Annotated in this window: 24 protein-coding genes and 1 tRNA gene; 8 read left to right on the top strand and 17 right to left on the bottom strand. The window is 66.7% G+C overall.

The window, feature by feature from the left end; genetic code table 11:
• The first annotated feature begins 35 nt into the window (after positions 1 to 35).
• Entirely contained in the window at positions 36 to 602 is a 567-nt protein-coding gene (locus ASPHE3_RS01800; protein ID WP_013599520.1) for a hypothetical protein, read from the top strand.
• Here the strand turns inward: ASPHE3_RS01800 and ASPHE3_RS01795 are convergent.
• The 6 genes from ASPHE3_RS01795 to ASPHE3_RS01770 form a co-directional block, all read right to left on the bottom strand.
• A complete protein-coding gene (locus ASPHE3_RS01795; protein ID WP_013599519.1) occupies positions 564 to 1,451 on the bottom strand; it encodes an anti-sigma factor domain-containing protein in 888 nt (295 codons plus the stop codon). The two genes, ASPHE3_RS01800 and ASPHE3_RS01795, sit on opposite strands and share 39 nt — an antisense overlap.
• Positions 1,438 to 2,016, bottom strand: a complete 579-nt coding sequence (locus tag ASPHE3_RS01790; RefSeq protein WP_013599518.1) for an RNA polymerase sigma factor — start codon at positions 2,014 to 2,016, stop codon at positions 1,438 to 1,440. The genes ASPHE3_RS01795 and ASPHE3_RS01790 overlap by 14 nt, the downstream gene beginning before the upstream one ends.
• Before the next feature lie 50 nt (positions 2,017 to 2,066).
• The gene (locus tag ASPHE3_RS21950; protein ID WP_041651867.1) at positions 2,067 to 2,828 is read right to left on the bottom strand and encodes a class F sortase; all 762 of its coding nucleotides are present in this window, start codon (positions 2,826 to 2,828) and stop codon (positions 2,067 to 2,069) included.
• 108 nt (positions 2,829 to 2,936) lie between these two features.
• Complete coding sequence (locus tag ASPHE3_RS01780) at positions 2,937 to 3,770, bottom strand: DUF4397 domain-containing protein (protein WP_013599516.1); 834 nt, start codon at positions 3,768 to 3,770, stop codon at positions 2,937 to 2,939.
• Between the two features lie 155 nt (positions 3,771 to 3,925).
• Positions 3,926 to 4,951, bottom strand: coding sequence for a LacI family DNA-binding transcriptional regulator (locus tag ASPHE3_RS01775; RefSeq protein WP_041651865.1), 1,026 nt, complete (start codon positions 4,949 to 4,951; stop codon positions 3,926 to 3,928).
• A 139-nt stretch (positions 4,952 to 5,090) separates the two neighbouring features.
• Positions 5,091 to 5,163: transfer RNA gene (locus tag ASPHE3_RS01770), tRNA-Lys, on the bottom strand.
• A gap of 189 nt (positions 5,164 to 5,352) precedes the next feature.
• On the opposite strand from ASPHE3_RS01770, the gene ASPHE3_RS01765 reads away from it, so the two are divergent.
• From ASPHE3_RS01765 to ASPHE3_RS01750, 4 genes are all read left to right on the top strand, one after another.
• On the top strand, positions 5,353 to 6,012 hold the full coding sequence (locus ASPHE3_RS01765) for a hypothetical protein (protein WP_013599514.1): 660 nt from the start codon (positions 5,353 to 5,355) through the stop codon (positions 6,010 to 6,012).
• Positions 6,013 to 6,302: 290 nt separating this feature from the next.
• A complete protein-coding gene (locus ASPHE3_RS01760; RefSeq protein WP_013599513.1) occupies positions 6,303 to 6,920 on the top strand; it encodes a DUF47 domain-containing protein in 618 nt (205 codons plus the stop codon).
• A 1-nt stretch (position 6,921) separates the two neighbouring features.
• Positions 6,922 to 7,935 (top strand): inorganic phosphate transporter, encoded by a 1,014-nt coding sequence (locus ASPHE3_RS01755; protein WP_013599512.1) that lies wholly within the window; start codon positions 6,922 to 6,924, stop codon positions 7,933 to 7,935.
• Positions 7,936 to 8,145: 210 nt separating this feature from the next.
• Positions 8,146 to 8,553 (top strand): hypothetical protein, encoded by a 408-nt coding sequence (locus ASPHE3_RS01750; protein WP_013599511.1) that lies wholly within the window; start codon positions 8,146 to 8,148, stop codon positions 8,551 to 8,553.
• 1 nt (position 8,554) lies between these two features.
• Here ASPHE3_RS01750 and ASPHE3_RS01745 read toward each other — a convergent pair whose 3' ends face one another.
• The 5 genes from ASPHE3_RS01745 to pstS form a co-directional block, all read right to left on the bottom strand.
• Positions 8,555 to 8,935, bottom strand: coding sequence for a hypothetical protein (locus tag ASPHE3_RS01745; RefSeq protein WP_041651863.1), 381 nt, complete (start codon positions 8,933 to 8,935; stop codon positions 8,555 to 8,557).
• Between the two features lie 113 nt (positions 8,936 to 9,048).
• Positions 9,049 to 9,828, bottom strand: coding sequence for a phosphate ABC transporter ATP-binding protein PstB (gene pstB / locus ASPHE3_RS01740; protein ID WP_013599509.1), 780 nt, complete (start codon positions 9,826 to 9,828; stop codon positions 9,049 to 9,051).
• 80 nt (positions 9,829 to 9,908) lie between these two features.
• On the bottom strand, positions 9,909 to 11,021 hold the full coding sequence (gene pstA / locus ASPHE3_RS01735; RefSeq protein WP_013599508.1) for a phosphate ABC transporter permease PstA: 1,113 nt from the start codon (positions 11,019 to 11,021) through the stop codon (positions 9,909 to 9,911).
• Entirely contained in the window at positions 11,022 to 11,954 is a 933-nt protein-coding gene (pstC, locus tag ASPHE3_RS01730) for a phosphate ABC transporter permease subunit PstC (RefSeq protein WP_013599507.1), read from the bottom strand. It abuts the gene before it with no gap.
• Between the two features lie 105 nt (positions 11,955 to 12,059).
• On the bottom strand, positions 12,060 to 13,181 hold the full coding sequence (gene pstS, locus ASPHE3_RS01725) for a phosphate ABC transporter substrate-binding protein PstS (RefSeq protein ID WP_013599506.1): 1,122 nt from the start codon (positions 13,179 to 13,181) through the stop codon (positions 12,060 to 12,062).
• 257 nt (positions 13,182 to 13,438) lie between these two features.
• Here pstS and ASPHE3_RS01720 point away from each other — a divergent pair, with 257 nt between their 5' ends.
• The gene (locus ASPHE3_RS01720; RefSeq protein WP_013599505.1) at positions 13,439 to 14,566 is read left to right on the top strand and encodes an FUSC family protein; all 1,128 of its coding nucleotides are present in this window, start codon (positions 13,439 to 13,441) and stop codon (positions 14,564 to 14,566) included.
• 47 nt (positions 14,567 to 14,613) lie between these two features.
• Complete coding sequence (radA, locus tag ASPHE3_RS01715) at positions 14,614 to 15,987, top strand: DNA repair protein RadA (RefSeq protein WP_013599504.1); 1,374 nt, start codon at positions 14,614 to 14,616, stop codon at positions 15,985 to 15,987.
• Positions 15,988 to 16,012: 25 nt separating this feature from the next.
• On the opposite strand, the gene ASPHE3_RS01710 is transcribed toward radA, so the two are convergent.
• Positions 16,013 to 16,282 (bottom strand): hypothetical protein, encoded by a 270-nt coding sequence (locus tag ASPHE3_RS01710; protein ID WP_013599503.1) that lies wholly within the window; start codon positions 16,280 to 16,282, stop codon positions 16,013 to 16,015.
• A gap of 119 nt (positions 16,283 to 16,401) precedes the next feature.
• Between ASPHE3_RS01710 and ASPHE3_RS01705 the strand changes: the two genes are divergently transcribed.
• Positions 16,402 to 16,887, top strand: a complete 486-nt coding sequence (locus ASPHE3_RS01705; protein ID WP_013599502.1) for an NUDIX domain-containing protein — start codon at positions 16,402 to 16,404, stop codon at positions 16,885 to 16,887.
• 60 nt (positions 16,888 to 16,947) lie between these two features.
• On the opposite strand, the gene ASPHE3_RS01700 is transcribed toward ASPHE3_RS01705, so the two are convergent.
• From ASPHE3_RS01700 to ASPHE3_RS01680, 5 genes are read right to left on the bottom strand one after another with little or no spacing between them, the layout of a single operon-like run.
• Entirely contained in the window at positions 16,948 to 17,223 is a 276-nt protein-coding gene (locus tag ASPHE3_RS01700) for a hypothetical protein (RefSeq protein ID WP_049786007.1), read from the bottom strand.
• A gap of 7 nt (positions 17,224 to 17,230) precedes the next feature.
• Entirely contained in the window at positions 17,231 to 17,644 is a 414-nt protein-coding gene (locus ASPHE3_RS01695; RefSeq protein ID WP_013599500.1) for a universal stress protein, read from the bottom strand.
• The gene (locus ASPHE3_RS01690) at positions 17,641 to 19,173 is read right to left on the bottom strand and encodes a tripartite tricarboxylate transporter permease (RefSeq protein WP_013599499.1); all 1,533 of its coding nucleotides are present in this window, start codon (positions 19,171 to 19,173) and stop codon (positions 17,641 to 17,643) included. Before ASPHE3_RS01690 ends, ASPHE3_RS01695 begins: the two co-directional genes overlap by 4 nt.
• Positions 19,174 to 19,182: 9 nt before the next feature.
• A complete protein-coding gene (locus ASPHE3_RS01685; protein WP_013599498.1) occupies positions 19,183 to 19,767 on the bottom strand; it encodes a tripartite tricarboxylate transporter TctB family protein in 585 nt (194 codons plus the stop codon).
• Between the two features lie 5 nt (positions 19,768 to 19,772).
• On the bottom strand, positions 19,773 to 20,780 hold the full coding sequence (locus ASPHE3_RS01680; RefSeq protein ID WP_013599497.1) for a Bug family tripartite tricarboxylate transporter substrate binding protein: 1,008 nt from the start codon (positions 20,778 to 20,780) through the stop codon (positions 19,773 to 19,775).
• Positions 20,781 to 20,901 lie beyond the last annotated feature (121 nt).

The raw sequence follows: 20,901 nt of genomic DNA, 5'->3' as shown, positions 1-20,901 counted from the left end.
GCCCAAACGGGTACGGGCAAGGAAGACTGGGGGAGATGGTCACGGAAGGGGAACCCATGGACGGCGCGTACGCGGTGACCGGGAGCGGCGCCCCCGCGCGCGCCACCTGGACGGCTTCCCCCGTTTGGCTCGCCGGGCCCCTGTCGGTGGGGCTGGGACTGGCGGCACACCTCGCTGCCGGCGGCCAGGCCCCCGGAATTCCCATCCTGGCCGCGCTGGCGGCGCTGGCGGGAATGGCGGCGTCGATAACCGGCCGGCGCCCACTGCCGCTGTGGGGCGTACTCCTGGCCGCCGCACTGGCACAGCAGCTGCTGCACCTGGCCTTTGCCGCGTTTTCCACCTCCAGCGGTTTCGCCCTGCCGGGACATGGCCATGGGGAAACGGCGTACCAGGATCCAACATCACAGGGAACGCCCCGGCAGGAAACCGCCGCCCATTCACTGCACCTGATGCTCCACCTTCATGCGGCTGCCGCGCTGGTGGTCATGATCCTGGCTACGCAATGGAGCAAGGCAGTTTCCCTGCTGCAGCGTGGAAGCAAGGACAGCAAGCACTCCGAACCGTCAGGTGTTGAGCGTGCCCCGGGCGATACTGACGCTTGAGTGGGCGGGGTTGCCGTCAATAGGCTCGTCGGAGACGTCAACGATGGGGTATTCGGAGAGCTCAAGGCCGGCAGGCAGCTCGAAGGTCCCGGAATCCGAGTTCATCACGCCCAGGCTGACCAGCTTGGACAGGTCCGGGGCGATCAGCCACACCTCCTGGTAGCCCTGTGCCTCGTCCTTGCTGAGCCTGATCTCCAAGGACCGCGAACCGTCCGGTGATTCCACCACCTTTGCAGAGCCGGCCGCGGAGTACTGGGGCAGCGGCGCGAGGTCGGCCTGGGCCAGCGGCTCGGGTGCCCGGTTGAGGGACCAAACAGCTCCTGCGGTGACCAGCACGGCCGCGGCGGCCGCAGCCATCCAGGCTCCGGGGCGCTGCCACCAGGCAGCGCCGCCGCGCCGGGCAGCACGGCTCCTGGCCCGGTCCTGCAGCGAGACAGCCCGGTCCTGCAGCGAGACAGGCGCGGCAGCCCGATCCCCGGGAGCTGCGCCGGGTTCGGGCCGGGAACCGCCGGGCCTTCCCGCCTCCGGCACCTCCGCTTCCTTCACCTCCGCTTCCTGCACCTCCGTCTCGGGGGCAGCGCCGGACCGTTCCCGGATACCGGCCAGGGGGTCTTCCTGGACGGACGCGGAGAGGCCCAGTTCGCGGTGGATGCCTGCCCATACCTGGGGCCCGGGGGTTTCCAGGCTGGCAGCGTCAGGGGTGGTTTTGACGGCTTCCACCGCCCGCCGCAGCGCCGCATAGTCCGCAGCGCACTCAGGGCAGATACGCAGATGCTCCCTGCCGGCGCCGTCTTCCCAGTCGGCGTACAGTGCGAGGAGGCTCAACTCTTCCGGATCAAGATGCGGCATGGTTGACCTCCAATCTGTTTCTCAGGTGGGACAGGCTGCGGCGGATATGGCTCTTGACGGTACCAAGGGGCAGGCCAAGCTTCCGCGAGATCTGTTCGTGCGTCAGGTCATCGTAGAACGCAAGCTTCATAATGGAGCCCTGCGGTTCGCCGAGCCTGTCCAGTTCCCCGTCCAGGAGCAGCCTGTCGGCGAGGATTTCGGCGTCCCCGAGGCCGGTGCCGGCTTCGCTTGCCGCCGTGGTTCCGGCCACCGCGAGCGCCTTCTGCCGTTCCCTGGTCGACGCCGAGAGGGTGTCCGAGATGACGTTCCTGGTAATGCCCACGATCCAGGCAGGGAGCCGTGCCACTTGCGGGTTGAAGGTATTCCTGGAGCGCCAGACGCGGATGAAGACCTCCTGCGTGACATCGTCGGCGGCCGAACGGTCCGGCAGCGAGCGCAGCGCCAGGGTGTGCACCAGAGGGGCAAACTCCCGGTAGGCGGCGGCCAGTGCGCGCTCGTCCCCCGCCAGGAAAGAGGGCGTCAGGCCGTCTTCCCACCCCGGCGGGGACTGGTCGGGAGGTACCAAACGGGGCTCCTTCCCGGCATCGGTGGCGAGAAACACGGCGGGCTCACGGCTTATTCGGGAACCGCAGTGACAATCACATTGTCGCTGTAGTCCATTCGTTCGTCCAGCCACTTGCCGCCGCAGGTGACAACCTTGAGTTCGTGCGGTCCGGAGCGGCGGAACACCGAACTGCCGTCGAACCTGTCCTTGGCCATAAGCTCCACCCTGACCACCCGGTAGTTCACGGCGGGGGCGCCCTCCCGGCCCACCCTGATCAGCGTTCCGGAAGCCACGGATTTGAGCTGCGAGAACGGGGCACTGTCGGATTTCGTATCGATGTGTCCTGCAATCACGGCGGTACCGGCGGCCGCTCCGGGCGCGGGGCCGTACCGGTACCATGCGGCACGGTCGAAGGCGTCAGGGATCTCCATGGCCCCCTCGCCTGACACGCCGCCGGGCACCACGGGCATATCGATGGTGGTTCCGGCAACGGTGAGCGAGATGGGTGCCGGCACAGGGGCCGCGGCAGCCGGGGTGGCCGGTCGCACCGGAATCCCGGAAGCGGCACCCCCCGACGCTGGACTGCCGGGTGCTGGATTCGCAGCATCCGCCGGAGCGGGAGCTGCCGGGGTGGCGGATGCTGCCGGCCGCTCCGGCAGTGCTTCCCGGCTCGAGGCTTCCTGGCTCGACGCCGGGCCGGAGGAGGCATCCTGCGGTGCGGGAGGGGCCGCGCAGGCGGGGAGCAGCAAGGCGCCGGCCAGCAGGAGTGCGGTACCAGGAAGTACAGGGGGACGACGGCGGGACTCCCCTGCCGTCGTCGTGCTTGTTTTCATCTCTCCGGCCTTTCGCGCGCGCTTGCCCGGTTGACTGGTGCGCCCGGGCGGGGAAGTGGTTGGAAAAGGGACGGCCGCCCGGCTTTCACCGGGCGGCCGCGGGGGTTGCTACCGGGTCCGGCGGGCTGCAACCGTGCGGGCGGCGCCCAGTCCGGCGAGGAGCAGGGCAAGGGCAGCGGCACCGATACCGATGGTCAGCGCGGCAGGGTCTGCCGCAGCAGGCGTCACTGAACCGTCAAGGGCTCCCGGCACCGAAGCGGGGGCCGAATGCAGGCCCTCGATCGTCTGCACGGCCAGCTGGAGGTTGTTGTTCGCCAGGCTGCCCCAGGCGTACACCACTGTGTGCGTTCCCTCGGCGACTGTGACATCGGCCGGGCCGATGACCGGGGCTGTGGTCCCGGTGGCAGCGACGGCAGCCGAGATGGTGCCGGGGTCCAGCGTGAGGGTCTGCTCGTTTGGATTGGCAAGGTTGGAGATGACCGCGGAACCACCGGCGAGGACGTCGACGGCGGGAGCGGCAGCCGTGTGCCGGACGGTCAGTTTGCCCTTGCCTGCCTCGATCTGCGAGACGTCATTGGTGAAGAGGTTGGCGGTGGGGTTGCCTGCCGCGTCGAGGTTGGCGACGGCGGTGTAGTTGCCGTTGGCGGCCAGGGTCACGCTGACGGGGCCGATGACGGCTGCGGAGGCGTCGGCGGCATCCGAGGCCGTGATGGCCAGTTCGTAGGCGCCCGCCGGCAGGGCGAGCGGACCGGCCAGGGTGCCGGGGGTGAAATCGTCCAGTGTTCGGTCGCCGTTGACCCAGACGTCCACGGTGAGGCCCGGGACGCCATGGAGGACGGAAAGCTGGGCGTCCCCTTCTGCCGCCTGTGCAGGGCCGGCGAGAGCGATGGCAGCTGCGATTGCCGCTGCTCCGGCGCCTGCTGTGAAGATCCTGTTGCGCATGTCCTTCTCCTTGATCGGCCCGCCGTGCGGGCGTGTTTTGCTTACACCCCTACTACCGGCGCAGCATCAGAGTTGGATGCACTTGCATGGAAATTTTTTTGGGAATTCTTTTTGGCCCAGCTTCTACCTGTTGTTTCCAGGGTTGGTTCTGGTGGTTAGCCCTGATCCGCTGCCGGCGGGGCAGTGCTCGCCCGGAGCACGAGTTCGGGCGTGACCACGGTGGAACTCACGGGGGCGCCGGCCTCGATCTCCTTGAGCATGATGTCCATGCAGCGCCGGCCCAGCTCCTCGAAGTCCTGGCGCACCGTGGTGAGGGGCGGGGTGAAGTACCCGGACTCGGGCTGGTCGTCAAAGCCCACTACGGAGACGTCGTCGGGCACCCGCACCCCCGCCTCGGCGGAGGCGCGCAGCACGCCCAGGGCCATCTGGTCATTGGCGACGAAGAGTGCAGTGGCGCTGCCCCCGGCGGCAAGTTTCTGCCCCGCCCGGTACCCGCTGCCGGCGCTCCAGTCGCCCTGCACCAGCAGGTCCTCCGGCAGTCCGGCATCCTTGAGGGCCTCGCGCCAGCCCTCGGCCCGCTCCGCGCCGTCGGTCCAGTCCTGGGGGCCGGCGATGTGGCCGATCCTGCGGTGCCCCTGTCCGATGAGATGCTCGACGGCGAGCCTGGCGCCGCGGCGCTGGTCCACCATGGCACCGCTGACCCCGCTGTTTCCCGTGGACCCCACGGCCACCACGGGTACCGGGAGCTGCATTTCGTCCAGGGCCAGCAGGGTGTCCGAGTGCGGCACCAGGACCGCGATTCCGTCCACGGCCTGGTCCATGAAGTGGTTGACGGCGTCGGCAATGGCATCCCTGCCGACCTCCCGCAGGGCAGCGATACTCACGAAGTAGCCGGCATCCCGGGCAGCCTGCTCCACGCCCAGGAGCGTGTTCGCGGGACCATACTGGGACAGCTCGCTGGCCAGCACGCCGATGGTCTGCGAGCGGCGGGTCACCAGGCTACGGGCTGCCGTGTTCCTGCGGTATCCCAGTTCGGCGATGGCTGCCTCCACCTTTGCCCGGGTTGCCTGACTGACGTTGGGGTGGTTGTTGACCACCCGGGAGACGGTCTGGTGGGACACACCGGCCTTGTCCGCCACGTCTTCCAGGCGGGGCATGCGTCCCTTGCTGCTTTTTGCCATGTGCCTATTGTGCCTGCTGCCGCTGGCACACCCCGCCGGAGGCTCTGGCAGGTCCCGGACTGCAAACCCGGGGAAAAGAAAACGTCCCCGGCGTCCTGTTGCCAGGCTGCCGGGGACGTACCACTCTTCGCTAAAAGAGTGGGCCCTGTGGGGCTCGAACCCACGACCCACGGATTAAAAGTCCGATGCTCTACCAACTGAGCTAAAGGCCCCTGCCGGGTGGGTCAGCGCGTCTGCGCAGGCCACCACGGCCCAGTCCATTTCTGGACGTTAATACTCTAACCCATGGTTCCGGCGCGATTGCACGCTGTTCGCCATCAGCAAGCCTGCCCTTGAACCCTGCCGCCGGGCAGGGAAAAGCATGCTCGATTTACCCCTCGGCAGAGGAGTAGCGTGGGGGCATGAGTGAGCAAGCAGGATCCAGTCCCTACGGCGGCGCGAACCGGCACCACAAGCCCAAGCCGTTCGCTCCGATCGACTTTGAGCCCTTTGCGGGCGGTGCCGATCCCGCCCGGGTTTCCGAGGCAGCCCACCTGGCTGCCCAGGCGCTGGTCCGCCACGGCCGCGACAGCGACGATCCGGTAGTCACTGAGCGCCTGGTAAAGCTCGCAGACGAGCAGGGGCTGGAAGCAATCGCGGAAATGTGGGCCGAGAGCCCGGCCCGCTCACTGCCGGGTGCGTTGTGGCGGCTGTACGCCCTGCGCGCCGCCACCGTCCAGGACCCTGAACGGATCTCAGTCTATTTCCGTGCGGGCAAGGACACTGCCCAGGTGTCCAACGTGGTGGCCGGCGCAGCCGAGCCGCCGGGCGCCGACGAAATGCGGACCATGGCCGATGCCATCCTTTCAGGGGCGTTCGACGGCGAGTTCGACGTGGCGCTGGAACGTTCCGCGGCGTTCTGCCGGGTGGTCGCGCTTGGCCAGGCCACCATTGCCGACGGCGCTGAGCACGGCAACGAAGCCCACGCCAGCAAGCTCACCCGGAACTCGCACCAGCTGGTGAAGACCGCGGAGGACCTGGAGCACGCGGCAAACGCCTGGCGCCTGGGCGAACTCGACTGATGCCCGGCCTGCCCCGGCAGTCCCCCATCTGTCAAGATTGACTTGAGGCAGCCAAAGTAGAAAACTGAAACCGGTGCCGAGCCGCGAAACCCCCGGGCTTCAACAATTAGCCGCCTAGAGCGGCCTACCGCCGAGAGGCGTATCCGGTTCGGCACCATTTTGCGCCCCGGCCCGGGGTGCTGTTGCAGGCGTCCAGCGGCGGCCCGGTAGAGTTGGGGACAGTTGCCCGCCGGGGTCGAGTCACACGGCAGCAACCCCGCCCTGTACTTTCCCCGGAGACCGGTAAATACGTGAAGCTGCGCCTTTTTCCCCAGGAGCCCGCCGGGCTGAACCTCCTTTCGCAGCTGGCCCAGCAGATCGTGCTGGCCAGCGCCACTCTGGCGGAAATCCTCGGCGTCCCGGCTGCGGAACACGGCAAGCTGGTGGAGGACATGCACAACCACGAGGCCAGGTCCGCGGAGCTGCATTTCGCGCTGCTGACCCATATGCGCACCAGCTTTGTGAACCCCCTCCCGCGGGAGGACATGTACGCACTCTCCCGGTACCTCAACGAGGCGATGGAGAAGATGGACGCCGCGGCCGAACTGGTGGCCCTGTACAAGCTGGAGCGGCTGCCCAGGCGCGCGGCCGACCAGCTGGAAATCATCAGCCGCCAGGCGGAACTGACCGTTGACGCCATGCGCCGGCTCAACAACCTGGATGACCTGGAGGATTACTGGATCGAGATCCTCCGGCTCACCAAACGCGCTGAACGGACCCACCGGGTGTGGGTGGCGGACATGATCGCCGACATGAAATGGGCCCAGTACTCCCGCAACCGCGACATCGCCAACCAACTGGTGGAAGTCACCAAGGACATGCGGCGGATCGCCACCCAGGTAGGCAGCATCATCGTCAAGGAATCCTGAGGTGACAGCTGTCATCTTCGGCGTGGTGGTCCTGCTGACTGCGGCGTTTGCCTTCCTCAACGGCTTCCGCGACGCCTCCACCGCCGTCGCCCTTGCTGTACGTACCAGGGCACTCACCCCCAGCGTGGCAGTGTTGCTGGCCGCCTTCTTCAACTTTGTGGGCGCCCTGGTCAGCGCCGGGCTGGCCGTGGCCGTCAGCCAGGCCTGGATCAGCCTGCCGCCCGGCACGGACGGGCTCAGCATCCTGGTGGCAGGACTGGCAAGCGCCTGCGCGTGGGGGCTCCTGCTGTGGTGGCGGGGCATTCCGGCCTCGTCCACCCATGCCCTGGTGGGCGGCCTTGCCGGCGCCGGACTGGCCAGCCTGGCAATGGGCGGCGACGGCGTGGGAGGAGTGGACCAGTCCCTGCTGTTCCAGGTGGTGCTGCCGCTGGTCCTGTCGCCGCTCGTCGCCTACAGCGGCGCGTTCATGCTGGTGTACCCGGCCACGTGGGCGGCACGATACACCCAACCCAACGTGGTCAACCAGCGCTTCCGCCGGAGCCAGGCCATTGCGGCCGGTGCCGTGGCGTTTGGGCACGGCCTGCAGGACGGGCAGCGGGTCAGCGCGGTGCTGCTCCTGGCGCTGCTGGCCGCGGGTTATTCCGACGGCGGCACTATTCCCTGGTGGGTGGTCCTGCTGTCGGCCGGGATGATGACGGCCGGGACGATGTTCGGCGGTTGGCGGATTTCGCACACGGTGGGATACAAAATCACGCGGATCGACCCTCTGCGGGGTTCGGTGGCGCAGATCTTCAGTGCGGTCATTCTCTTTGTGGGCGCCATCGGACTCCACTGGCCGCTGTCCACCACGCACACAGTGACCGCCGCCGTCCTCGGCGCGGGCGAGAACCAGCACTTCTCCGTGACCAACAGGAAGCTGGTCATCCGGATCGTGGGGCTCTGGGCCCTGACCCCGGCAGCAACGGCCGCCCTGGCATTCGTGCTGGCCCTGGCACTGACCCCGCTGCCTGGCTGAACGCGCCGGGCCGCCCTGACGCCCTCAGCCGCTGCCTTCCCCTGTACAGCCGAACGGCTGTGACGTAGATTCGAAAGTAAGTACCCGGGGTTTCGCCAAATATCCTGCGCAGTTCCGGGTCCGACATCCGCCGCCGGGTGCAGGGCCGCGGATTGCGCCGCTGCAGCATACCGGCGGCATGGATGCACATCGCGGAAAAGAGCAGGCATCATGTCTACCTCCAATCCCCGGCACTCTTTGCCCCAGCCACGCCAGCTTCGCTGTGGAACCTGCGGCACGGAACACCAGCTGACCATCCATGCCATCAGGGCGATGGGAGCGGCCAACGGCGACCTGGTCACGGTTTCCTACACCTGCAACGACTGCAGGTTGTTCCAGGAACACCTCGCCTACGCAGGCGACGTGGCTGCGGCCCTGCACCAGGTGCGCTGGATGGCCCAGGTCATCATGTTCGGCGACGACTACATCCACTGCGGGTTCCCCATGGAGGAGGCCGAGTTCGAGATCGAACGGCTCTGCTACCGCAGCAGCAATTCAGGAGGCGCCCTTAACGTGGTTTCGCTGCCCACCAGGGTCCTGCGCTGCCGGTGCGGCTTCCAGCTGGAAGTCCCCGAGTAGCCTAGTAGGCGGCCGGGTAGACGGGCAGGGCCTCCGTCAGGGCCGTTTCCAGCTCCTCTGACGTCATGTTGGCGGCCTGGAGCAGCTCGCCCCGGCCGATGCCGGAATGTGCGGCCCGCTGGACAGCCTGCCGCAGCGACTCGTGCGCCGCATCAAGCTCCCACTGAACGGTCTCCAGGTAAGAGCTGGTACGCCATACGGCGGAGAGGAGTTCCTCCCCTGCCGCCACCTCCAGTCCCGCTTCCGGCCCCGGGAGGGCCGGAACCGCCGGGGCCAGGTGCTGGTAGGCGTCCGGCAGCCTGTCTTTGTACGAAAGGGCTGCCACCCCGTGTCCGGAGACTGTGAGCTGGTGGCCTCTGGGGCTGCTTGCTGTCTGCGTCAAGGAAAACTCCTAAGCCTCTAGTTACTAGTTCCGGAAGTATCTAGTTCAGCGTACTAAATGGCGGAGCTTCTGACCAGCACCGTTTTTCGGGTGCAGCGGCTGGAGCCGCGCTCCTATCCGAAGCGGCCTGAGACGTAGTCCTCGGTGGCCTTCTGGGTGGGGTTGCTGAAGATGGTGTGGGTATCGCCCACCTCGATCAGCTTGCCCGGCTTGCCGGTGCCGGCAATGTTGAAAAAAGCGGTGCGGTCCGAGACACGGGCTGCCTGCTGCATGTTGTGCGTCACGATCACCACCGTGTACTGGTCCTTGAGCTCGTTGATGAGGTCCTCGATGGCCAGGGTGGAAATGGGGTCCAGGGCGGAGCAGGGCTCGTCCATCAGGATGACTTGGGGTTCCACGGCGATGGCGCGGGCAATGCAGAGGCGCTGCTGCTGTCCGCCGGAAAGGCCGGAGCCGGGCTTCTCCAGCCGGTCCTTGACCTCGTTCCAGAGGTTGGCGCCCTTCAGTGAGCGCTCCACCAGGACATCTGCCTCGCCCTTGGAGATTTTCTTGTTGTTCAGCTTCACGCCGGCCAGCACGTTGTCCCGGATGGACATGGTGGGGAACGGGTTGGGCCGCTGGAACACCATGCCGATCTGCGAGCGCACGGTCACCGGGTCCACGCCGGGGCCGTACAGGTTGTCCCCGTCGAGCAGGACCTCGCCCTCCACGCGGGCGCCGGGGATTACCTCATGCATGCGGTTCAGCGTCCGCAGGAACGTGGACTTGCCGCAGCCCGAGGGGCCGATGAACGCGGTGACGGACTTGGCCGCAATGTTGATGGTGACGTCCTCTACGGCCAGGAAATCGCCGTAGTACACGTTCAGGTCCTTGACGTCGATGCGCTTAGACATGGTGTTCCTTCACTAACTGGGGATGAATTGAAGTCTGGCATCCGGTCCGGGGAACCGGAAGGGGGAATTGAATGCGGCGGTCAGCGGCCGGTCTTGGGGGCGAAGATCCTGGCGATGAGCCGGGCGCCGAGGTTGAGGACCATCACCAGGATGATCAGCACCAGGGCCGCTCCCCAGGCGCGCTGGGAGGACGGGTCCGGGTTGGCCGGGGACGTGGGGTTCAGGATCTGGGTGTAGATGAAGGTGGGCAGCGAGGCCATCCAGCCGCTGAACACGTTGGAGTTGATGCTGGTGGCGAACCCCGCAGTGACCAGGATGGGCGCGGTCTCGCCGATGACGCGGGCGATGGCCAAGGTGACGCCGGACGCGATGCCGGAGATCGCCGTCGGAATGACCACCTTGACGATGGTCCGCCACTTGCGGACGCCCAGGGCGTAGGCCGCTTCACGCAGCTCGTTGGGCACGATCTTCAGCATTTCCTCGCTGGAGCGCACCACCACGGGAATCATCAGGACGGACAGCGCGACGGCGGCCACGGCGCCGGTCTTGGTGCCGGGGCCCACGACGGCGAAGAAGAACGCCGCGGCGAACAGGCCGGCCACGATGGACGGGATGCCGGTCATGACGTCCACGAAGAACGTAATGGCGCGGGCCAGGCGGCCGTCGTTCCCGTATTCCACCAGGTAGATGGCGGTCAGCAGGCCCACCGGCACGGAGATGACCGTTGCCAGCAGCGTGATCTGGACTGTGCCCAGGAGGGCGTGGTAGATGCCGCCGATGACCGGCGCGCCTTCTTCAACCGCACGGTTGTCGTAGACGCCGGTGACGCCGTTCATGGAGGTGGTCATGAATCCGGGGGCCAGAAGGCCGGGGATTCCGTTCACCAGCACGGTCCAGATCACCGAGATCAGCGGGAGCAGCGCGATGAGGAAGGACCCGACCACCAGGCAGGTGGCCAGCTTGTCCTTGGCCTTGCGGGAGCCCTCCACGGCGGCGCTCCAGGACACCAGCCCGATGGCAAAGAGGATCGCCGAGACGATTCCCCAGCCGAAGGCGTTAAAGCCCACCAGGGCAAGGATGGCAGCACCCACCACCAGCGCGCCGGCGAGGACCACGTAGGGCGCGTACTTGGGCAGCTGGCCCTTGGTGAGTGCGGAGCGCTTGCTGCGCACGGGGGTAAGCGTGGAGGTCATTTAGTTGGCTCCCGAGAATTCTTTGTGCCGGGTGATGATCCAGCGCGCGATCATGTTCACGGCCAGGGTGATGATGAACAGGACCAGGCCCGCTGCGATCAGCGTGCTGACCTTGAGCCCGCTGGCCTCCGGGAAGTTCAGGGCGATTTCCGCGGCGATGGTCTGGTTGCCCGACTGGATCAGGCTGGCGGTCAGCGCGCCGGAGGACAGCACCAGGGCCACGGCCATGGTCTCCCCGAGGGCCCGGCCCAGGCCGAGCATGACGGCACTGATGATGCCCGGCCGCGCAAAGGGCAGGACGGACATCTTGATCATTTCCCAGCGGGTGGCACCGAGGGCCAGCGCGGCTTCCTCGTGCAGTTTGGGGGTCTGCAGGAAGATTTCGCGGGACAGGGACGTGATGATGGGCAGCACCATGACGGAGAGGACGATGCCCGCGGTCAGGATGGTCTTGCCGGTGGCCGAAGCAGGACCCTGGAAGATGGGCAGCCAGCCCATGTTCGCCGCCAGCCAGTTGTAGGCCGGCGAGATTTCCTTCGCCAGGAAGGCCGCACCCCACGCGCCGTAGATCACGGACGGGATCGCCGCCAGCAGGTCCACCACGTAGCCGAGACCGGCAGCCAGTCCGCGCGGGGCGAAGTGCGAGATGAACAGGGCCACGCCGATGGCGATGGGGGTGGCGATCACCAGGGCGATCACGGCGGCGATGAGCGTGCCGATCACGATGGGCCAGATGTAGGCGAAGAAGCCTGCACCGCCCTGTATTTCGGCGGCTGGCGCGGTGAGCGCCGGGATGGCCTGGACCACCAGGAAGAGTGCGACGCCGAAGAGGACGGCGAGAATGAGGCAGCCCGCGGCCAGCGCGGCGCCCGAGAAGATCTTGTCCCCGGCGCGGCCGGCGCCCTGGGTACTTGTCAGGGGGGTGGCGGTCATTCGACGGCCCTTCGATCGGTTACTGGGAGGGGAAGGTGGGCTGACCAAAGCCAAGTTCCCCGCACTGCCTTTCGGCAGGCGGGGAACCCGGTCTCGGAGCGTTGATTAGGACTTGACCTTGATGGACTCGATGGCCGTGGTTGCCTTCTCCGCAAGGGCGGAGGACAGCGGGGCCGACTTGGCGGAATCCGCGGCGGCCTGCTGGCCTTCCTCGGACACTACGTAGTTTTCGAAGGCCTTGACCAGGTCAACGGTTTCCTGCGAGTCGTAGGCGCTGCAGACCACGTGGTAGGAGACCAGCACGATGGGGTAAGCGCCGGAAGCTGTGGTCTTGCGGTCCAGTTTGATGGCGACGTCGTTGGCGGAGCGGCCTTCAACGGCCTTGCCAGCTTCGACGGCCTTTGCTGCAGCCTCTGCCGAAATCTTGACGAACTCCTCGCCCACCTTGATGGAGGCGGTGCCGAGCTTGCCGCCCACAGCGGAGTCATCTGCGTAGGTGATGGCACCGGGGGTATCGGTGACGGTCTTGACCACGCCGGAGGTGCCCTTGGCGTTCTCGCCCTGCAGGCTTGCGGGCCACACGCCGGAGGACTTGTCCGTCCAGACCTCAGGGGCTGCAGAGGCCAGGTAGTCGGTGAAGTTGGTGGTGGTGCCGGAATCGTCCGAACGGTTCACCGGGGTGACCTTCAGGTCCGGGAGGCTGACGCCCTCGTTCAGGGCGGCAATGGCCGGATCGTTCCAGTTGCTGATCTCACCGCGGAAGATCTTGGCCACGGTGGGTGCGTCCAGCTTCAGCTCGGTGACGCCCGGAAGGTTGAAGGCGACGGCGATCGGCGAGATGTAGACCGGAATGTTGATGGCGCCGTCGGGGCCGCAGACGGCCTTGGACGCTTCGAGCTCTTCGTCCTTCAGGTAGGCGTCCGAGCCGGCGAACTGGGCCGAGCCGTCGATGATGGCCTTGCGGCCGGCGCCGGAGCCGTCCGGGGAGTACTGTACGGTGGCGCCCTGGTTGGCGGCGGCGAAGCCTGCCTTCCAGGCGTCCATGGCTGCGCCGGTGGACGAAGCACCGATGCCGGTGAGGGTGCCCGTGACCTTGGGGCCGGAGGAAGCCTGGTCGCCTGCGGGGGCGGTGCCCGTGGCGTTGTCTGAACCGCAGGAGGTAAGCGCGAGAGCGCCGGCTGCGAGAACAGCGATAGCCGCGTGGCGGCCGAAGCGGAGTGCCTTCACTAGATGTACCCCTTCCAGGGTTATTCAGGTGCGGGGCAGGGACGGAGAACCCCTGCTGCGCGATGCGTACGTTTTGTACCTTCATCGAAGTTAGGGTCCGCAGGTAACGGGATGGGCTGTCCAAAGTGAACGGAGGATTAACGACGGCGGGATTTTGGCTTACAAGTGCCGGGTTCCCATTGCGCAGATCACAGTGCCGGCCGTAGTGCACGGCAGGCGTGGAATTGCGGGCAGGGCCAGCAAATAGACTGGGTGGCATGGCCCCCGCAGCAGGACTCTCAGCAGGCAGGCTGTTCCTTCGCGGCCGTATGCGCACCGGCGTGATCCGCAGCCGCAACTCCCTCGTCCCGGCCATCCAGATGACGGTCTGCGCGGTGGGCGCCTACGCCTTCGCAGAGTATGTACTGGGCCATTCCGGGCCGCTGTTCGCAGCCACGTCCTCGTTGATTGCCCTGGGATTTTCCCGGGAACCACGGCTGCGGCGGGTGCTGGAGGTTGGCCTGGGCTGCACCATCGGCATTGCGGTGGGTGACCTGCTCCTGCACTGGCTGGGCCCCGGAATCTGGCAGGCCGCCGTCGTCCTTTTGTTTTCCATCCTGCTGGCCCGCTTCCTGGACAGCGGAAACATCTTCACCACCCAGCTGGCGCTGCAATCACTGCTGGTGGTGCTGCTGCCGGCACCGTCCGGCGGGCCGTTCACCCGGAGCATCGACGCGGTGGTGGGCGGGCTGTTCGCGTTGCTGGTGACCATCCTCGCGCCCAAGGACCCGCGGCGGGAGCCCCGCAAGGACGTCCGGAACCTCCTCCATGAGCTGGCGGAAGTGCTGCGTGAATGCGCGGAGGCTCTCATGGACAGCGATTCGACGAAGGCATGGCACGCCCTGGTCCGCGGGCGCAACTGCCAGCCGCTGGTGGACGGGATGCGGCATTCGCTTCGGGCGTCTGGTGAGGTTGCCCGGCTCGCGCCCGCCTACCGGCGGCACCGGGATGAGCTTGACCGGCTGGAACAGTCACTGGATTTCATCGACCTTGCGCTGCGGAACAGCCGCGTCTTCGCGCGCCGGCTAACGAGTGCCATCAACCACGCGGCGCTTTCGGATGAAGCCACGGAAAACATTGCGGAAGTGCTGCAGGAGACCGCCGCCGCCATCGACGAGCTCTCGCTGGGCCTGGCGGAAACGCACGACGGCGTCCGGCGCGCCCACCTGCGCACCGCCCGCAGGGAATTGAGCGAAATCGCCCTGCGCCTGCATCCCAAGCTGCTCGGGGTGCAGCGGCTGGAGGGCGAAACGGTGGTGATGCTCTACCGGCCGCTGATGGTGGACCTGCTGGAGGCCACCGGGATGGATGCCCAGGAGGCGCGGGACGTGCTGCCGGCGCTTTAGCTGCCGCGTGCGGCCGGCTGTCAGCCCCCGCCACTAGTGTTGAACGCATGGCAACAAAGACTTCCCGGGCCTCCAAAGCGCCCGCCTACAAATGCGCCGAATGCGGCTGGACCACCGTCAAATGGGTGGGGCGCTGCGGCGAGTGCCAGGCGTGGGGCACCGTTGAGGAGACCGGCACCGCCGTTGCGCGTACGACGGCGGCCACAACAGTTCTGGAGCCGGCCCGCCGGATTGCCGAGGTGGACGCCACCACGGCGGCGTTCCTGCCGACGGGCGTGGACGAGTTGGACCGGGTGCTGGGCGGCGGGCTGGTTCCGGGCGCGGTGATCCTGCTGGCCGGCGAGCCCGGCGTCGGAAAGTCCACCCTGCTGCTGGACGTGGCGGCCAAGTTCGCGCGGACGGCCCAGGACGTGCTGTACGTGACCGGTGAGGAGTCCGCGGCGCAGGTGAAGCTGCGCGCGGAGCGGATCGACGCCGTGGCTGAATCCCTCTATCTTTCCGCGGAAACGGATTTGGGCCAGGCGCTGGGGCAGGTGGAGAAGATCGAGCCGCGGCTGCTGATCGTGGACTCGGTCCAGACGCTCAGCAGCGCCGACGTCGACGGCAGCGCGGGCGGTGTCTCGCAGGTGCGGGAAGTGGCGGCGTCCATCATTGCCGCTGCCAAGCGGCGGAACATGACCACGCTGCTGGTGGGCCACGTGACCAAGGACGGTTCCATCGCCGGACCCCGGCTGCTGGAGCACCTGGTGGATGTGGTGTGCCAGTTCGAGGGCGAGCGGCATTCCCGGCTGCGGTTGCTCCGCGCCGTCAAGAACCGCTACGGACCCACTGATGACGTGGGCTGTTTCGACCTGAACGAGAACGGCATTGAGGGGCTCGCGGATCCCAGCGGGCTTTTCGTGAGCCGCACCAAGGAACCTGTCTCGGGGACCTGCATTACCGTCACCATGGAAGGGCGCCGTCCCCTGCTGGCAGAGGTACAGTCGCTGCTGGCGGAAAGCCCCAATTCGCAGCCCCGGCGGGCCACCAGCGGGCTGGACAGCTCGCGGGTTTCCATGCTGCTGGCGGTGCTGCAGCAGCGGGCGGGGACTTTACTGCATAAGGATGATTCCTACGTGGCAACAGTAGGCGGGGTGAAGCTGAGCGAACCCGCAACAGATCTCGCAGTCGCCCTTGCCGTCGCCTCAGCCAAGGCCCGCAAGCCCTTGCCCATCCGGCTTATTGCCTTCGGCGAGGTGGGTCTTGCCGGTGAGGTCCGCCCGGTTCCGGGCATCAACCAACGGATTCAGGAGGCCCACCGGCTGGGGTTCACGCATGCCGTGGTTCCCGCCAGCCATACCGGCCCCGGGCCCATACCGGCAGGTTTCTCCGTACGGGAAGTGGAGCACCTGACAGAGGCGCTGAGCCTGCTGATTGGCTAGTGCCGCGGCCTGGCGGCAAAGAAGCTCAAGGGTGTTGCGGGAGCTGGTCCGGGTCCTCGCGGCAGGAGCTGAAGACCCAGCCGGCCACATCGCTGCGCAGCACCAGCAGCGGCCCTCCGGTGGCACTGACGTTCCCGTTGGGCACGTAGTAGCCGCGGCCGGAGCCGGGCCCTCCGGCTGCCCGGTCCAGGGCATCAACCAGGTGCCGCGGCAAATGGCCCTGCGGACCAAGGCTGCGCAGTTCTTCCAGTTCTTCCGGCGTAAGCCGCCCCAAAACCTCAGCAATATTGGCCATGACGGGGTCCCTTCGAGCAGAGTGCCTGAAGGAATAACCTAAAGCAGTGCCGTGAACTGCGGGTTAACGCTGCACGGCGGTTTCGTATCGGATCAGATGCAGTCAGGACGGAGGGCGTAATGCCTGTTCTCAGCGCGGGAATCCTCCTGTACAGGAGGCCGGGCCCCGAGGCCCTGGAGGTCTGGATAGCCCACATGGGCGGCCCGTTCTGGGCGGGAAAGGATGCCCACGCCTGGTCGATCCCGAAGGGCGAGTACACCGCGGAGGAGGACCCGTTGGCCGCCGCGCTGCGGGAGTTTGCAGAGGAGATGGGAACACCCGCCCCGGACGCCAGCTACCGGCTGCTGGGTGAGTTCCGGCAGCCGTCGGGCAAGCGCATCACGGTGTTTGCGGCAGAGCACGATTTCCGCCCGGAACGCATCGCCAGCAACACTTTTCCCCTGGAGTGGCCCCGGGGGTCGGGGAAAATCCAGCACTACCCCGAGATTGACGACGCCCGCTGGTTCAGTGAGGCGGAAGCCCGCGTCAAGCTGGTCAAAGGGCAACTGCCCGTCCTGGACGCCCTGAGGCGCCACCTTGTCGAAAGGAACACGCAAGGCCGGTGACGCCCGAAGAAGGGGTCACCGGCCTTGCCTGTTGGTCCTTCTGCTGCCGCCCGCTGCCGCCTACGCCGCCACGGACTCCCGCAGCAGGGCAGGCTGTGCGGGCGCTACTTTGGTGACGGCGACGTCGTCGCCGCGGCAGACCATCACCCGGCCCGCACCGTCGTTGCGAATCACCCAGAAGACGCTGCGGTCCGCGGCGATCATGTCGATGGTCCCCGCCGCTGCCGTTCCGTCGGGAAAGCGCACGTGCACGCTGTCCTTCTTGCCCAGCCGTGACCAGTTCGGCACCGGCGCGGACCCGGGGACAGTCCGCCGCCACGGAGTGTGCTTATACATGCTGCTGTCACCCCGCCTGAAAGTTTCCGCCGTCGGCCTTGACGGCGAGCACCGGGCGGTCCGCCTGCATCAGGATCTGCTGCGCGTGGCTGCCCAGGATGAACTTGCCCACCTGGGTGCGGTGCCGCAGGCCGATGACGATCAGCGACGCGTCCTCCTGCCTGGCAACGTCGAGGAACTCGTCAGCGAGGTCGTGCTGGTAGGGCGGCTGGATCACCCGTGCCGTTACGCCGGCATCAGCCGCCTGCTGCGCGGCACCTGCCAGGACGTCCTCTGCGGCCACGGACTTGTCCACGAGCGCACCCTGGCGCGCAGAGTTGACGATCACCAGTTCCTGGCTCCGGAGCTTCGCCTCGGAAATGCCTGCTGCGAGGGCTGCCTCGCCTGCCGGTGTGGGAACGAACCCGACGATGATGCTCATACCTTCTCCTCAATCTTGGTGGTGGTGCCTGCCAGAGGCGTGGTGCCTTTGCGCTTGGCGATCACTCTGCGGATTCCGGGCAGCACGGCCACCAGGACAAAGACCACCAGCAGGGTGGCTGAGATGGGGCGGGTCAGGAACCCGGTGGGATCGCCGCCGAAGACCAGCAGCGAACGCCGCAGAGAGTTCTCCAGCAGTTCGCCCAGGACGAAGGCCAGGACCAGCGGCCCGGGCTCGAAGCCGAACTTCTTCATCAGGTAGCCCACAACACCAAAGACCACCACCAGGGTGACGTCGAACATGCTGTTGTTGATCGTGTAGGCGCCCAGCAGGGTGATCAAGGCGGTTATCGGGGCAAGGATTGCGGCCCGGACCCGGAGGATCCGCACGAAGATCCCCACCAGCGGCAGGCTCATGATCAGCAGCAGGATGTTGCCGATGTACATCGAGTTCACCACACCCCAGAAGAGCTCCGGGTTCTGCTCCACAAGCTGCGGTCCGGGCGTGACGCCCTGGATCAGCAGCGCTCCGAACATCAGCGCCATGGTGGCGTTGGCGGGGATGCCAAGGGTCAGGAGCGGAATGAACGACGACGTTGCTGCCGCGTTGTTCGCGGTTTCCGGTCCCGCAACGCCCTCCGGCGCGCCCTTGCCGAACCGCTCCGGCTGCTTGGCGCGCTTCTTTTCCATGGCGTACGAGGCCATGGAGGCGATGGTGGCGCCGCCGCCGGGCAGGATGCCCAGGAAGAAGCCGAGGACCGAGCCACGCCCCACTGCCCCGGAGGCCTGCTTCAGGTCGCTCTTCGAGGGCCATACGTTGGATACCTTCGACGGCGCTTTGGCAGCGCGGTGCCGTTCCTCAAGGTTGTAGAGGATCTCGCCCAGGCCAAAGATGCCCATGGCGATCGGCACGAAGTCGATGCCGTCGGCAAGCTGCAGGCTGCCGAAGGTGAACCGGCTTTCGCCGGTGAACATGTCCCGGCCCACGGTGGCCAGCAGCAACCCGATGGCCGCGGCGATCAGGGCTTTGGCTTTTGCCCCGCTGCTGATGGTGGCCACGAGGAGGATGCCCAGAAGCGCCAGGGCGGAGTACTCGGGCGGGCCGAAGTTCAGCGCGAAGCCGGCCACGATGGGTGCCAGGAAGGTCAGGCCGATGATTGCTGCAGTGCCGCCGACGAATGATCCGATGGCGGCAAGGCCAAGGGCAGTGCCTGCGCGGCCCTGCCTGGCCATCTGGTAGCCGTCGAAGACGGTGACCACGGAGGACGCCTCGCCGGGCAAACGCAGCAGGACTGACGTGATGGTGCCGCCATACTGGGCGCCGTAGAAGATTCCGGCCAGCATGATGATGGCGGTGACAGGCTCCACGCCGTAGGTCAGCGGAAGCAGGATGGCGATGGTTGCCGCCGGCCCCAATCCGGGCAGCACGCCGATCAGCATGCCGATAACGACGCCGACCAGGCAGTAGAGGAGGTTCGTCGGCTCCAGGACGACTGAAAATCCGTTGATCACAGGATTCAGGAAATCCATGGTGGTCTCCTAGAAGAGGTGGGGGATGGAGGTGCCGAGCGCCAGGATGAAGATCCCGTAGAACGCGGCGACGACGAGCGCACTGACCAGGAGGGTGGACCGCCAGGTCTCGCCACCGAGGAACCGCATCCAGATGATGCAGAGAACCAGGGCCGGGATTTCGAATCCGATCACCGGCATCAGCGCCACCATGGCCGCCAGCGTCACCAGTCCGGTGAGCGGGGCGAAGGACATCCGGGTGAACTTTTCCGCGTCCCGGTTGCGCCGGCCCAGGACCAGCTGGAAAAGCCCCAGGGCCACCATGACGCAGCTGATCATGAACGGCCACATGCCCGGTTGCGGGCTGGCGAAGGTGCCCAGGCCCATGGCGACCGACAGGACAAGCGCACCGATTCCGACGGCAAGCACCACCAGGGAGGATGCGGTATTCGCCAGGGCTCCCGCCGCCGGCGGTTTTTCTTCTTCCCACTGGGCCGCGAGCTGCTCGGGCGTGAGGGCTTCGGGAGCTCCTTCGGGTACGTCAGCGTGAGCGTCCCCGCCGGACGGGACGGCAGAGCTGCCCCGTCCGGCGGATACTGCTGGAGTTGTCTCCATGGCTGTTACTTGTTTCCGCCGAGGTTGATGCCGTTCTTCTCCACCAGTTCCTTGTATTTCGCGGCGTAGTCCTTCCACTGCGTCGTGACTTCCTCACCGGAGATCTCCTTGGGCGTCAGCAGGTTCTTCTTGTTGAACTCCTGGTACGCCTCGGTCTTGAAACTTTCCTGGAACGCGGCGAGCAGCTTGTCTTTCACGTCCTGCGGGGTTCCCTTGGGGGCTGCCACGGCACGGTACTGGGCCACGGGCACGTCGTAGCCCGCTTCCTTCGCGGAAGGGACGTCAGGAAGGAAGGCGTTGCGCTCTTCGGAGAAGACCAGCAGCGGTGCCACCTTTCCGGCTTCAATCTGCGGCATGGCCTCGCCAAGCTGGATAGTGGCAAGTTCCACCTGGTTGCCGAGTACCGCGGTCAGCGCCGGCTTACCGCTGTCAAACGGAACATCGGTGCCCTGGACGCCGGCCTGCTTGAACAGGACAGTCTGGGCCAGCTGGCTGCCGGTGCCTACACCGGTGGTGCCAAAGGTGACGTTCCGGCCGGCATCGGTGACGTCCTTGAAGCTCTTGAAACCCGACTGGCCGCTGGCAACCAGGACGTAGTCGTCCTGGGACAGCCCTGCGATGATGTCGAGATCGTCGATGTTGACGGCTTCGTCAGCGGAGACAGCCAAGGGCGTGATGGTGATCAGGGAAGCGTTGAGCAGCACGAGCTCCTGGCCATCGGCGGGCTTGCCTGCCACTTCCTTGGTTGCCAGCGCCCCGTTTGCGCCCGGCTTGTTTACTACCGGCATCGGTGCGCCGAGGGTCTTGGCGGCGCCTTCAGCGAGTGCGCGCGCAATCAGGTCGGTGCTGCCGCCGGCAGCCTGGCCGACAGTGAGGGTGACCGGGCCGGCGGGGTACTTGGACGCGTCGGGGGCGGCACCGCCGGCAACATTGCCGCCGCAGGCGGTCAGCGCCAGCAGGGTGAAGGCCGACGCCGTTCCCAGGATGGTGCGGCGGGTGGGGAAGTGCTTCATTGGAACTCCTCGTTAAGTCTCCGGGCGGGGTCCGGACAATCTGTGAACCGGGTCACCCCGATTCGCTTTGTCGAGTGTAGGGAGCAGTTATGATGCCTGTCTAAGCCCAAAACTGCATCAA

It is taken from the genome of Pseudarthrobacter phenanthrenivorans Sphe3, assembly GCF_000189535.1.
GTDB classification, from domain to species: Bacteria; Actinomycetota; Actinomycetes; order Actinomycetales; family Micrococcaceae; genus Arthrobacter; species Arthrobacter phenanthrenivorans.
Note: the sequence above shows the minus strand (reverse complement) of the source record. Positions and strands in the feature narration are given on the sequence as shown.